Annotated in this window: 14 protein-coding genes and 2 pseudogenes; 13 read left to right on the forward strand and 3 right to left on the reverse strand. The window is 68.3% G+C overall.

Going from position 1 to position 12,161, the window contains the following annotated elements:
* Positions 1–101 precede the first annotated feature (101 nt).
* From KBY47_RS35385 to KBY47_RS35400, 8 genes and pseudogenes are all read left to right on the forward strand, one after another.
* On the forward strand, positions 102–293 hold the full coding sequence (locus KBY47_RS35385; RefSeq protein WP_210928633.1) for a hypothetical protein: 192 nt from the start codon (positions 102–104) through the stop codon (positions 291–293).
* A gap of 405 nt (positions 294–698) precedes the next feature.
* A complete protein-coding gene (locus tag KBY47_RS37305) occupies positions 699–1,628 on the forward strand; it encodes a hypothetical protein (RefSeq protein WP_308405405.1) in 930 nt (309 codons plus the stop codon).
* Entirely contained in the window at positions 1,528–2,292 is a 765-nt protein-coding gene (locus KBY47_RS36875; protein WP_308405406.1) for a malic enzyme-like NAD(P)-binding protein, read from the forward strand. The genes KBY47_RS37305 and KBY47_RS36875 overlap by 101 nt, the downstream gene beginning before the upstream one ends.
* Positions 2,289–2,564, forward strand: coding sequence for a hypothetical protein (locus tag KBY47_RS36880; RefSeq protein ID WP_247695734.1), 276 nt, complete (start codon positions 2,289–2,291; stop codon positions 2,562–2,564). The genes KBY47_RS36875 and KBY47_RS36880 overlap by 4 nt, the downstream gene beginning before the upstream one ends.
* Positions 2,565–2,636: 72 nt before the next feature.
* A pseudogene (locus tag KBY47_RS36885) lies at positions 2,637–3,098 on the forward strand (lyase family protein); the annotation flags it as partial.
* A gap of 121 nt (positions 3,099–3,219) precedes the next feature.
* Positions 3,220–3,297: pseudogene (locus KBY47_RS37460) on the forward strand (hypothetical protein); the annotation flags it as partial.
* A 373-nt stretch (positions 3,298–3,670) separates the two neighbouring features.
* A complete protein-coding gene (locus KBY47_RS37465; RefSeq protein WP_374103152.1) occupies positions 3,671–3,763 on the forward strand; it encodes a hypothetical protein in 93 nt (30 codons plus the stop codon).
* A 233-nt stretch (positions 3,764–3,996) separates the two neighbouring features.
* Positions 3,997–4,686, forward strand: coding sequence for an alpha/beta fold hydrolase (locus KBY47_RS35400; protein WP_210928634.1), 690 nt, complete (start codon positions 3,997–3,999; stop codon positions 4,684–4,686).
* 99 nt (positions 4,687–4,785) lie between these two features.
* On the opposite strand, the gene KBY47_RS35405 is transcribed toward KBY47_RS35400, so the two are convergent.
* Positions 4,786–5,064 (reverse strand): SDR family oxidoreductase, encoded by a 279-nt coding sequence (locus KBY47_RS35405; RefSeq protein WP_210928635.1) that lies wholly within the window; start codon positions 5,062–5,064, stop codon positions 4,786–4,788.
* Between the two features lie 26 nt (positions 5,065–5,090).
* On the opposite strand from KBY47_RS35405, the gene KBY47_RS35410 reads away from it, so the two are divergent.
* Complete coding sequence (locus tag KBY47_RS35410; RefSeq protein WP_210928637.1) at positions 5,091–5,510, forward strand: hypothetical protein; 420 nt, start codon at positions 5,091–5,093, stop codon at positions 5,508–5,510.
* 159 nt (positions 5,511–5,669) lie between these two features.
* Here the strand turns inward: KBY47_RS35410 and KBY47_RS35415 are convergent, their stop codons facing one another.
* Together KBY47_RS35415 and KBY47_RS35420 are read right to left on the reverse strand one after the other, a co-directional pair.
* Positions 5,670–5,867, reverse strand: coding sequence for a hypothetical protein (locus KBY47_RS35415; RefSeq protein WP_210928639.1), 198 nt, complete (start codon positions 5,865–5,867; stop codon positions 5,670–5,672).
* Between the two features lie 90 nt (positions 5,868–5,957).
* A complete protein-coding gene (locus KBY47_RS35420) occupies positions 5,958–7,844 on the reverse strand; it encodes an RICIN domain-containing protein (protein ID WP_210928641.1) in 1,887 nt (628 codons plus the stop codon).
* Between the two features lie 619 nt (positions 7,845–8,463).
* Between KBY47_RS35420 and KBY47_RS35425 the strand changes: the two genes are divergently transcribed.
* From KBY47_RS35425 to KBY47_RS35440, 4 genes are all read left to right on the forward strand, one after another.
* Entirely contained in the window at positions 8,464–9,147 is a 684-nt protein-coding gene (locus KBY47_RS35425; RefSeq protein ID WP_210928653.1) for a TetR/AcrR family transcriptional regulator, read from the forward strand.
* Between the two features lie 1,261 nt (positions 9,148–10,408).
* Positions 10,409–10,828 (forward strand): aspartate 1-decarboxylase, encoded by a 420-nt coding sequence (panD, locus tag KBY47_RS35430; protein WP_210928644.1) that lies wholly within the window; start codon positions 10,409–10,411, stop codon positions 10,826–10,828.
* Positions 10,829–10,870: 42 nt separating this feature from the next.
* Positions 10,871–11,215 (forward strand): GNAT family N-acetyltransferase, encoded by a 345-nt coding sequence (locus tag KBY47_RS35435; protein ID WP_210928647.1) that lies wholly within the window; start codon positions 10,871–10,873, stop codon positions 11,213–11,215.
* Positions 11,216–11,231: 16 nt separating this feature from the next.
* Complete coding sequence (locus tag KBY47_RS35440; protein WP_210928650.1) at positions 11,232–11,882, forward strand: aspartate/glutamate racemase family protein; 651 nt, start codon at positions 11,232–11,234, stop codon at positions 11,880–11,882.
* The last annotated feature ends 279 nt before the right edge of the window (positions 11,883–12,161 follow it).

A 12,161-nucleotide genomic window follows, 5' to 3' on the forward strand; every position in this document is an offset into this window, starting at 1 on the left:
GCGACTGGTACAGCGCGACCGCGTCCGCTTTGAACTGTGGCGGATAGTTCTTCATGACCACGAGATGTCCGTTCTCAGATCCTCAGGATCCAGTGTCTCGTGTGTCCAGGATCAAGGGTCAAGGCCCCTTCTACTTCCTGGGCGGCGCGCTCGGTTCGGCGGTGGCGTCGTTCGTGTGGACATGGGCGGGGTGGACCGGAGTCTGCCTCACAGGCCTCGGTGTCACCGCCTTCGCTTTGGTGTTGTGGGCCCTGACCTGCCTGCGTGACAGGGAGGCAGTGGAGGCCGGCTGACCGCGGCAGGCGGTGTCTGCGGTTTCACGGGACGGGGCCAAGCTCTTCGTGCCTGTCGGCAGGCGTGCGCTGGCTCATGCTGTTCCCCGCCGCCCGGAAGGACGTGATGCGGGCCTGCCGCGCCCGCATCACGCGGATCCACGATGTACGGCGGCCGTCGCCCCACGTGCCGGTCACCAGCACGTCCAGTCAGATGACGGATGTGTCGTCCAGTCGTTCTGCCGAGCGTGGAAGGCGAACGCACGATCGCGGGCCGCACCGGTGGTGACACCGGATGGGAGACCGCCTCGCCACGGCAGCGTCGCCGTCGAGGTAGCTCATCCGTGTCGGTGGGCGGCGGTCTACCCGAGCGCGGACGAGAGGCCCTTTGCGTATGGCCTTGTCCCGAGCCACGAGGAGTTCGACATGGCAGACGCCACCGAGCGCACTCCGGCGATCCCGGCCGCCCTGAGCGATCCGCTGCTCAACCATGGCGTCGGATTCACTGAAGCCGAGCGGGAAGCGCTGGGACCGACCGGACGCCTGGCCTCCGTGGTGCTCACCCTGGAGCAACAGGCCGAACGTGCCTACCGGCAGCTCCAGGCCCATGGCGACAGCCTCGCCAAGAACGCCTACCTGGAACAGCTGCATGACCGCGATGAGACCCTCTACTTCAAGATCCTTCGGGACCACCTGGCGGAACTGCTGCCCATCGTCTACGACCCCACGGTCGGTGAGGCGATCAAACGCTACTCGCACAAGTACCGTCGCCCGCGCGGCGTCTTCTTGTCCATCGACCGGCCGGACGACATCGAGAAGGCGTTTCGAACGCTCGGCCTCGGCCCGGACGACGTGGACCTGATCGTCTGCTCCGACGCCGAGCAGATTCTCGGCATCGGTGACTGGGGCGTGGGCGGCGTCCAGATCGCCGTCGGCAAGCTGGCCGTCTACACGGCCGCCGTCGGCATCGACCCCAGTCGTGTCATCGCCGTGTCACTGGACGTCGGCACTGACCGCGAGTCGCTGCTGAAGGACCCGCTGTACCTGGGCAACCGCTTCCCGCGGGTGCGCGGGCCGAGTACGACTCCTTCATCGAGCAGTACCTGCGCACCGCGTCCGCCATGTTCCCCGGCGCCTTGTTGCACTTCGAGGACTTCGGCCCGGCAACGCCCGCCGCGTCCTGGAGCAGTACCGCGTCTTCAACGACGAGGTACAGGGCACCGGCGCCATCGCGCTGGCTGCGACACTCGCAGCCGTGCGGGTCAGCGGCATCCCGATGCGCGACCAGCGTCTGGTCGTCTACGGCAGCGGCACCGCCGGCGTCGCCGACCAGCTGCACGACGCGATGGTCCGTGACGGTGCCGACGAGGAGCAGGCCACCGCCCAGATCTGGCTCGTCGACCCCGGCGAGACGGACGGCTGGGCGGCCGACGGTGACGGCAGCCGGTTGCTGGAGACCGTTCGCCGGGTCAAGCCCACCATCCTGCTGGGCACCTCCACCGTCCCGGGCGCCTTCACCCAGGAGGTCGTCGAGGCGATGGGCGTCGGCACGGAGCGCCCCATCGTGCTGCCGCTGTCCAACCCGACCTCCCAGATCGAGGCCATGCCCGCCGACATCATCGCGTGGACCCAGGGCAAGGCCCTCGTCGCCACGGGCATCCCAGTGGAGCCGGTCGATCACGGCGGGACGATCTACCGGATCGGCCAGGCTAACAACGCCCTGCTCTACCCCGGATCAGGGCTCCGCACCATCGTCGCCGGCGCCTCCCGGGTGACGGACGGCATGCTGCGCGCCGCCGCCGAGGCGGTCGCCGGTCAGGTGGATGCCGCGCAGCCCGGCGCTGCCCTGCTGCCGCCGGTCGAGGAGCTGCGGGAATCGTCGGCCGTCACCGCCGTGGCGGTCGTCCAGGCCGCCATCGACGAGGGTGTCGCCGTCGACCGCCCGTCCGACCCACACCAGGCCGTCCGCGCTCGCATGTGGCAGCCCGGCTGCGACAAGCAGGGGGATGCGACGGCATGATCACGCACGACACGGACGGCACCCCCGTCATCCGTGACGTACCCATCGGCCTGGATGCGACCGGCACCCGCCGCGAGACGGACTCCATGGGCGCCATCGATGTGCCCGCCGACCGCTGCTGGGGCGCCCAGACCCAGCGAAGCCTGATGCACTTCTCCATCGGTGACGACCACATGCCGAAAGAGGTGTACCACGCCTACGGCCACGTCAAGAAGGCCGCCGCGATCGCCGACGCCGGGCCGGACGGCTGCCCGCGTGGAAGGCCGACCTGATCGCGCGGATGGCGGACGAGATCATCGCCGGCCGACTTGACGACCGCTTCCCCCTGTACGTCCCCTGTACGTGTGGCAGACCGGCTCGGGCACGCAGTCCAACATGAGCACCAACGAGGTGATCAGCAACCGGGTGATCCAACTCGCCGGGGCGAGCTCGGCAGCAAGACGTCGATTCACCCCAACGACCACGTCAACCTGGGCCAGTCGTCCAACGACACCTTCCCGACCGCGATGCGCATCGCCGCGGTCAAGGCGGTGCACGAACGGCTGCTGCCCAGTGTCCGCGCCCTCCAGCAGGCCATCGCGGACAAGGCGCGGCAGTGGCATGAGGTGGTGAAGATCGGGCGGACACACCTGGAAGACGCCGTACCGCTGGCCGTCGGCCAGGAGTGGTCCGGCTATGCGCGCCAGCTTGAACAGGCCTGCGAGCGGGTGACCGACTCCTGTGAGGGGCTGCTCGAACTCGCCATGGGCGGCACCGCCGTCGGTACCGGCCTGAAGGCTCCGGAGGGGTTCGCGGAGCAGGTCGCGGCGGAGATCGAGCGATCGACCGCCTTCCCCTTCACCACCGCTCAGAACAAGTTCGCCGCGCAGGGGGACTCAACGCCATGGTCGGTGCCTCGGCCTGGCCTACGTGCTGGCGGTCCCCCTGATGAAGATCGTCAACGACATCCGGTGGCTGGCCTCCGGGCCGCGCTGCGGCAACGGCGAACTCGGGCTGCCGTCCAACGAACCGGGCTCCTCGATCATGCCCGGCAAGGTGAACCCGACGCAGTGCGAGGCCGTGGCACATGGTGTGCATCCAGGTGCTCTCCGAGGACCAGGCCATCGCTTTCGCGGGCTCGCAGGGCAACTTCGAGCTCAACGCCATGCGGCCGGTCATCGTCAACAACTCCCGCACATGGTGGTGATCCTGACCGACGCCTGCGACAAGTTCCGCGAGTTCTGTATCAAGGGCACCGAGCTCAACCCCGAACGAATCCAGGAGTACGTCGACCATTCGCTGATGGTCACCGCGTTGTCGCCGGCGATCGGCTACGACCACGTGTCCGCCATCGCGCACAGGGGCGAACGACGAGGGCCCCACCCTCAGGGAGGCCGCCCTGGCCTCCGGATACGTCAGCGCGGAGGAGTTCGACCGGATCGTGCGGCCCGCGGCCATGGTCGGCCCGGCACCGCATCAGGGCGAGCCGTGATGGCGTGGTGGACCCTCACACCCTCGGTCACTTCGCCCGGTTCGGTGCATCGCCGGACCGGGCAAGGCTTCGGATGCCGTGGATCGGTTCACCAGGGGCGGTCCGGCGGATATGGAGGGTCGGAGTCCGGACAGTCGCGGTCCCCTTATGCACCCGTGCTCGCTGTGGCCTACGGGGGCGAATTCACTTCCGAGACCGGGCGCACAGCGGTTTCGGCGAGTAGAAAATGCGCCATGCCTACTCAACCGGCTCTTCTTCTCGTCCATGGCGCCTGGCACGGCACTTGGTGCTGGCAGCCACTGATCGACCACCTTCCCGATGTGGACGTGCGCGCCGTCGCCCTGCCGAGCAGTGGCCCAGACCCTCACGCCCTCGGGGACCTGTACGACGACGCGGCGGTGATCTCCGCCGCGCTGGAGGCCATCGGCGGGCACACCGTCGTCGTCGGTCACTCCTACGGAAGCTGTCCCGTGAGCCAGGCCGTCGGCTCGGCGGGCGACGTGCGCCGCGTCATCTACCTCACCGCACTGATGCAGGACGTCGGCGACGCGCTGCTGACCCTGGTCGACGGGGCGTATCCGCCGGACTGGGACGTGCACGAGAACGAGGAATACTTCGACGTCCACGATCCGCTGAAAGCCCTCTACGCCGGCGTGGAACCGGAATTGGCGGCCCGGTGTGTCGCCCGGCTCGGCCACGAGTCGCTGCGCGCCGTGAAGCAGCCGCTCACCGAGGTCGCGTGGCGTACCGTGCCCAGTACGTACATCGTGTGCGAGGACGATCTCGCCCTCCCGCCGCCCCTCCAGGAGCAGATGGCGGTGCGGGCGGAGCGGGTGCAGCGCATCCGCTCCTCGCACTCCCCGTTCCTCAGCCGCCCGGCGGAACTGGCCAGTCTGGTGCGCGAGGAGATGGCGGCGGTCTGAGACATCGGTTCAAGGGGCGGAGGGCGAGCGGGCGTCACCGCGACTCATCGTCGGTCGGGTGCGCGCCGGTCTCCGTCGCGAGACCGGCGCGCCGCCTGATCACTGGGGCAGGCCGCCGGTGACGGCGATGGTGGTGCCGCTGACCCATGCGGCGAGGTCTCCGGCGAGGTACTCTGCGGCGTCGGCGACGTCGTCCGGTGTGCCGATGCGGTCCGCGATGCGCCCGGCGGCCTGGATGCCGCGGAACGGGGAGTCGGTGGGGATCGAGTCGGTGAAGACCCCGGCCTCGTCGATCGGACCCGGCTGGATGGTGTTGACGGTGATGCCCCGGTCGGCGGTCTCCCGGGCGAGTACCTCCGATCTACCTCTACTTCGCATCCAAAGAAGACCTGTTCGACGCGGTGATGGCCGACCGTCTGCGCGTCCTCGCCGACGTCGCGCCCATTACTGCCGACGACCTGCCCGGTTATGCCGGCGCACTGTTCGACGCCCTCGTCGCCGACCCGGGACTCCAGCGCCTCAGTCAGTGGCGCGCACTGGAGTTCCCCGAAGCGTCAGAAGCCGAGATCAACTCTCACATCGCCAAGGCCACCGAGATCGCCGCCAGCTACGGCATCCACCTCAACCTGGCCACCGACCTGATGATGATCACCCTCGGCGCCGTGATGGCCTGGAACGCCACCGCCGAACGCATCCGCAACCCGCTCGGCGAACCCGTCGACCAGCGCGCCGCTGCGCACCGTCAAGCGGTCGTCACCGCCGTCACCGCACTGACCGACGCGCTCACTGCCCGCCCCGGCACGTCTAAGAAGGGGGCATCATGAGCGCGCGGACGTCGTTCTTACGCACCGGTATGGAGGTGCCCCGCCATTTACGCCATCGCTTCTCCGCCACATCACTCTGCTGTGACCGGTAGCGTTCGGTGGGTTGGAGGGGTGAGAGGCCGAGAACGCGATCATCGGGGATCGGCTGTCGGCTGCTCGTCAGCGCAGGGGTCGGGTGTTGATCAGCGCCCAGGCGATGCGCAGGAACGAGTTCCGCACCGTCTCGGGGAGGCTGGACCACAAGAACGCCTTGCTGCTGGCAGTGTCCGTGTGCTGCAGGTGGGCCAGCTCCCACCGCAGGCCGCCGAAGCGGGAGACCTCGTCGGTCGCAGAAGGCCGGCGAGGCGGGGTCGACACGCGGCCACGTTTCCCCTTGTGACGGCTACTGCGAACTGGGTGGTGGGGCCGCCGGGTTGCCCGTGCCCCACCACCTTTGGGACGGTCAGGTCAGTTGTTCAGGCGAAAGGCCTGGGCCGCCGAGCCGGAACAGGTCTGCTGTGACAGCTTCGCCCCGTTGGCGGTGGAAGATCCGTCCACCGTGAGGCACTTGTTGCTGTGCCGGGTCACGAAGCGGTATTGCCCCGAGGCGAGGGGCTCGGCACGCCACTGTTGGTTGGTGCCGCCGACGTAGTCCCACAGGTGCACCTTGGTTCCGTCCGCGGTTGCGCCGGCGCCGCCGTCCACATCCCAGGACTTGTTGTTGTGCTGGTTGACCACCTGGTAGTAGCCCTCACCGGTGGAGCGGAACTGCCACTTCTCGTTGGCCCCGTCGCCGCACGACCACTGCTGGAGCAGGGTGCCATTGGCGGTGCCCCAGTCGGTGGCGTCCAGGCAAGCACCGCTGTTGGTGTTCGCCACCCGGTACCAGGCGCTGGTGTCGATCGGGGTGCTCGGGTCACTGCCGCCGGACGGGTTCCACACGAAGGTTGCGACCGCGCCGCCCGGCAGGGTGTAGGTGAGGGAGCGGCCGTTGTCGGTGATGGAGAAGCGCTGTGTTCCGCCGGTGTTGACGACGTAGGCGACGCGCGTGCCGTCCGGGTTCTGGAAGGCGACGTTCTGGATCCCGCCGCCGCCCTGGCTGGTGGAGCCGATGCGGGTGGCGCTGACCTTGACGAACTTGCTGATGTGGCCGAGCGAGTAATATTCCGCGCCCCGGTTGACGTTGCCGTTCGCGATCTCGACCACGCCGTTGCAGCGGTTGGCGCAGTGCCCCTGGTGCGGGCCGCCGTTCTGGTCAAGGGCGAGGTTCCAGGTCACCACGGTCTCGCCGCCGTTGCGCATGTTCTGCACGACGAGGTTCTCCGCCTGCCAGCGCAGGCTGTCTGCGAACGTGGAAGCAGGATTGGAGCTGTCGGTCCCGGAACACTCGGTGAAGAAGACGCGCTTGCCCGCGTTGATGACCTGCTGCTGGGCGGAGGGCTGTCCGCCATAGCAGTGGAAGGCCGCGCCGATAATGCGGTTGATCCCGGACGTTCGGGAGAACACCTCGAGGGGGTAGTTGGGGTGGTCCCAGTTGTGGTCGAAGGCGAGGATGTTCGTCGACAGCGAGGCGGCGGTGAGCTTGGGGTCGAGGACCCTGAGGAAATCGGCCTGCTGCGTCGAGGTCATGGACATGGAGGGATAGCTGGTGGCGAACTCGGGTTCGTTCTGGACGCTCAGGTCGGTGAGAGTGATGCCCTCCTGCCGGTAGGCCTGGATCGTCTTGACCAGGTAGTCGGCGTAGGAGCCGTAGTTCTCGGGTTTGAGGCTGCCGCCGTTGAGCGAGTTGCTGGTCTTCATCCATCCCGGAGGCGACCAAGGGGTTCCCATGAAGCGGATGGAGGGGTTGACGCTGAGCGCCTGCTTGAGAACCGGAATGATCTCTGCCCGGTCCCGGTCGATGGAGAACTGACCGGGTGTGTCCTCGTATGAGTGCGGGTTGTTCGTGGCATCGAAGTCGCTGCTGCCCAGCGGCTGACGCAGGTAGGAAAGGCCGATTCCATCACCCGAGGTCGAAAACAGCGACCGCATGAGGTCGTTGCGCGTGTCCTGTGGCAGTTGCTGTATGAGGCGGGCTGACGCACCGGTGACTGAGGCGCCGGCACCGGTGTAGCGCTGCCCCCGGCTGTTCGCATCGACGCGGATGTCTATGGGCTGTGGGGAGCCGGTGAAGGGCGCGCTGCCATCCGAGCTGAGCTTACGGGTGCCGTCGGGGGTGGTGATCCACACCTGGGCGACGGGATCAGCGGCCTGGGCTGTTCCACCACCCGTGAGGCCAAGGCCGGTGACGGCCAGAGCCAGGACGAGGGCAGCCGCCCGAGCTCTGGGCGGGCGGGTCCTGAAGCGGTTTGACACGGTGCGGGTCTCCTTCGGTCAGTGACACGTGGGGGTATGCCCATCGGCTCGCCAGAGCGGAGAGGACGGCGAGCCGATGGGCTCGAAGGGTGGTGCACTCGGGGTCGCGTGGGCAGGCCCAGAGGGTCAACCAGGGGGCGGCAATTCTCTCTAGCGCCCCGTCGCTTCTGGTGCGCGCGCAACGCTGCGGCATCCAACGCCGAATCAAGGCCGACGCAGCGGCACAAGAAGATCAGCGGGACCTGCTCGGCATGAGTGAGGAACGCTCCGGCCGCGCCGCAGAGCAGGAGGCGGACCGGCGCTGGGTCCGCGAAGCCATTCGGCGTACCCGCGCAAGGACACGGCGTGCCAGCGGCCGATGATGCCGGCGTGCTTGGGCGGCTTCCTCTGCGAGCCGCCGCCCAGCCTGACGGCCCCGTCCTGCGCGCCCCGCGCCCAGATGAGGGCTGGCGCGCACAGCCCAACTCCAAGAGGGCGGACGTCTGTTGCTAAGGGAGAAGGCATGAGGCTCCTTATGAGCGCAACGACGAGTGGGCGACATGAAAGCACACCTACTAAGTACTTAGTAAGTGGTCTGCACCAATCCGCCCGAGAGACGCAAAGATCATCACTGGTGGTGATGGCGCGGCGTAGGCTGTCGCCTGTGAGTGACCAGTCGGTAGGCAGACCTGCCCGCAGTGCGCGGGCTACACCACGGGCCCCGCGCAGCGTCGAAGCTCGGAGGCGGCAGCAGGAGATCCTGCATATAGCCATGGATACGTTCGCCGCCCGCGGCTACAACAACGCATCCCTGGCAGAGATCGCCGACCGCGTGGGATTGACCCAGGCCGGCGTACTGCACTACTTCCGATCGAAGGCGTTGCTGCTCACCAGTGTCCTGGAACTCCGTGACGAGGCAGACATCGAGCAGCTCGGAACCGAGCGCCCGCAAGGTCTTGAGTTTCTCCGTCATCTCGTCGTCACCGCCCGCCGGAATGCCGAGCGCGAGGGCATCGTCAGGCTCTATACAGTGCTCTCCGCCGAGTCCGTCACCGACGCCCACCCCGCCCAGGCGTACTTCCGAGACCGTTATGCCGGCCTGCGCACCTTCGTCACTGACGCCGTGATCGAAGCCTGCAGCCTTGGCGAGGAGAACCGGATAGCCGCGCAGACTGCGGCGAACGCCATCATCGCCGTCATGGATGGTCTCCAGGTCCAATGGCTGCTTGCCCCGGACGCCGTTGACATGGTGGCCTCCACGGATCTGGTCATCACCTCGTTGCTCGGACACCTTGCTCCTGAGCGCTTCTCCGCGACCGCCTGAGCCCGCTACGGACGGCTCGTGGATCGGTGTCCACCAGCTCGGCGGCGGGGACGAGGCGACGGGTTGGGTCTGCCGTCCTCTCGTTGCCTTCTTGACCTGAGCACGTGTTCTTTTTCCCGTGCTTTGTAGCGGGCCTGGGGGGAGAGGTTGGGGGGGCGTGAGTAGGCGGATCGGGTCTTGTAGCGCACTGGGGGAGCCCTCCAGCGGCGGGTCGGCCTTTCTAATGCCCTGGACGCGCAGGCAGACGGCGGCATGCGCCGCCGCCGTCCTTCTGCTCGCCGTCCCGGGCAGGCCGCCCCTGCCGCCGGACCGTTTCCCTCAACCGATGATGCTTCTGTTCCTGCTGGTCAGGGCGCGTCTCGCAAGCCAACAGGGCACCGTGGAAGGAAAGTTGATGACATCCGGATCGAATCGGCCCGCTTCACGTTACCCGAGCCATTTGTCCTCGGCGGACTGAACCCCGGGAAACGAGGCAGCGTTTAGTGAATTTTCCGCTGCTCCGACCATTTGAAGATCTCGGCCCTCTTGTACCGGACCTTGGCGTTCCTGCCTCGGCCGAGCTTTGAATTGCAGCGACCTCGGATGTGTCCATGAGGACGGGCTCGACGCTACGTCGCCTGCTTACCGACCTGTGATCGATGCGGGGCTCGTCGGGGTGCGACTGCGGTTCCCATGGGCAAGATGGTGCTCCTTGAGGCTGGCCTGAGTCGGATCGCGACGGTGGCTCGCACTCTGCTCTGGCCGTATTCCAAATGTCCTTGACGCCCGCCCTGCGTCACCGCAAAGAGTCATCGGACGAGGCATACCCATGGTCATGGGAATCGCCGGTTTGGGTAACCGGCGATTCGCTGCTGTGTTGCCGCGCCGCTGCGGTCCCCGAATTCATCGTTGCGTGAGAGGACCTTCTTCCTCCTGTGAGGGGGGCAGCGGACTGGCCTCCGATCATGGCGCTGCGCAGGCCGGCTTCCCGTCGACCGGCCGTCGCTCCCGACCGCCGCCCACACCGCCGGAGTGACGGTGGTCACGGACACCCTTCGGAAGGTGCTGCGTAGGCTTGTGAGGTCGTCGCGGTGGGGTCCAGGAGGGTGGCGAAGCTCCCCCGCATGCACCTGACGATGCGTCAGGGAAGTCGGCAAGTGGTCAGCATGAGTCATGAAGAACCTGGGGAATGCTGCCCGAACATGCGACTCGTTGTAAGGTAGGGAAACCGCCCTTGACCTGCAAAAACGCAGGCAGGGAGCCTATGTCCAGGAGTACCTCGATGATGCGTACGATGTTCAAGTCCAAGATCCACCGCGCCACCGTCACCCAGGCCGACCTGCACTACGTGGGGTCCGTGACGATTGACGCCGACCTGCTTGAGGCCGCTGATCTGCTGCCCGGGGAGTTGGTGCACATCGTGGATGTCACCAATGGGGCCCGGCTGGAGACGTATGTCATCGAGGGGGAGCGGGGGTCCGGGGTGGTGGGGATCAACGGGGCCGCGGCGCATCTTGTGCACCCTGGGGATCTTGTGATCATCATCAGTTACGCTCAGGTCACCGACGCCGAGGCGCGGGAGCTGGAGCCGAGGGTCGTGCATGTGGACGGGGACAACCGCATCGTGGCCCTCGGGGCCGACCCCTCCGCGCCGGTGCCGGGTTCGGACCAGGAGCGCAGTCCGCAGGCCGTGGGGGTCTGACCGGGGCGGCCGCTCCGCCGTGGACGAGGAGGAGTGTGGCCCGTGAGCGACATCGAGATCCGTGACGACCGGAGCGCCGGTCGGCTGGAGGCGGTCCGCGGCGACGAGGTCGTCGGCCGTATCGAGTACTTCGTGCTGGAGGAGCCGCAGCGCGCCCTCGTGCCGGTGCACACCATCGTCGAACCCGAGCACGAGGGGCAGGGCATCGCGGGTTCGCTGGCCCGTGAGCTGTACGCCACCGCGGGCCGCGAGGGTGTCGTCGTCGCCCCGCTCTGCCCCTACGTCGTCCGCTGGGCCGCGCGGCACCCCGACGAGGCCCCGGCGGCCGACCCCGAGCTGCGGCGGGCCGCGATGGAGTGGCTGTCGCGGCATCCCGGTCGGTTCTGAGGGGCGCGGGGTCGGCATGCTCGCCCTTGTGCACACCTCCGCCGTCCATGTGCCCGTCTTCGACGCGTTGCGGGACGAGGATCATCCAGGGCTTCAGCTACGGCACTTCGTGGGTGCGGAACTGCTGGAGCGGGCCCGGGGGGAAGGCGGTCCCGAGGCTGTTGCCGCCGAGGTGAGGGGGCTGGTGGAGCGGGCCGTGGGGGAGGGGGCTCGGGCCGTGTTGTGCACCTGTTCGACCATCGGTGCCGTGGCGGAGGCCACCGCCGCCGGTGCCGGGGTGCCGGTGCTGCGTGTCGACCGGCCGATGGCCGCCGCCGCGGTCGCCGCGGGGCCGCGCCTCGTCGTGCTGGGCACCGTGACGAGCACCCTCGGGCCGACGGTCGCCCTCGTCGAGGAGGAGGCGCGGCGCGCCGGGGCCCCGGTGCGGGTGCGCACGCTCCTCGTCGAGGAGGCGTGGGAGCACTTCGCGGCGGGCGACGCCGACGCGTACGCCCGTGCTGTCGCGGATGCGGTCGATGACGTTCGGGACGCCGACTCGATCGTCCTCGCCCAGGCCTCGATGGCCCCGGCCCAGCGGCTGACGCGCACCTCGGTGCCGGTGTTCGCCAGTCCGCGTCCCGGTCTCGCCGCGGCCGCCGCCGCGGCGAGACCGGGACGTGGGGTGTGACCCACCCGGCGGCCACCGCTGACACCGGCGGGTGACTGAGGGCTCGGGCGGCGGGTAGGCGGGGGAGGAGTCCAGAGCCAAGGAACGTTCGTCACTGGCCGGAGGACAGCATGACCGAGCCGTACCCGGACCCCGTGCAGCCCGGGCCGACCCCGGGCCCGGAGCCCCAGCAGCCGGAGCCTCAGTATCCGGGGCGCCAGCAGCCGGAGCCTCAGCATCCGGGGCCTCAGCATCCCGAACCCCCGCAACCGGAACCCCACCCGGTGCCCACCCCCGAAC

It is taken from the genome of Streptomyces sp. B93 (assembly GCF_018070565.1).
Taxonomy (GTDB): domain Bacteria; phylum Actinomycetota; class Actinomycetes; order Streptomycetales; family Streptomycetaceae; genus Streptomyces.

Excerpts from the sequence above, each read along its gene's own strand:
- KBY47_RS35405 (WP_210928635.1), bottom strand. The coding sequence starts at position 5,064 with ATGCGAAGTAGAGGTAGATCGGAGGTACTCGCCCGGGAGACCGCCGAC.
- KBY47_RS35410 (WP_210928637.1), top strand. The coding sequence starts at position 5,091 with ATGGCCGACCGTCTGCGCGTCCTCGCCGACGTCGCGCCCATTACTGCC.
- KBY47_RS35425 (WP_210928653.1), top strand. The coding sequence starts at position 8,464 with ATGGCGCGGCGTAGGCTGTCGCCTGTGAGTGACCAGTCGGTAGGCAGA.
- KBY47_RS35440 (WP_210928650.1), top strand. The coding sequence starts at position 11,232 with ATGCTCGCCCTTGTGCACACCTCCGCCGTCCATGTGCCCGTCTTCGAC.
- panD (WP_210928644.1), top strand. The coding sequence starts at position 10,409 with ATGATGCGTACGATGTTCAAGTCCAAGATCCACCGCGCCACCGTCACC.
- KBY47_RS37305 (WP_308405405.1), top strand. The coding sequence starts at position 699 with ATGGCAGACGCCACCGAGCGCACTCCGGCGATCCCGGCCGCCCTGAGC.
- KBY47_RS35400 (WP_210928634.1), top strand. The coding sequence starts at position 3,997 with ATGCCTACTCAACCGGCTCTTCTTCTCGTCCATGGCGCCTGGCACGGC.
- KBY47_RS36880 (WP_247695734.1), top strand. The coding sequence starts at position 2,289 with ATGATCACGCACGACACGGACGGCACCCCCGTCATCCGTGACGTACCC.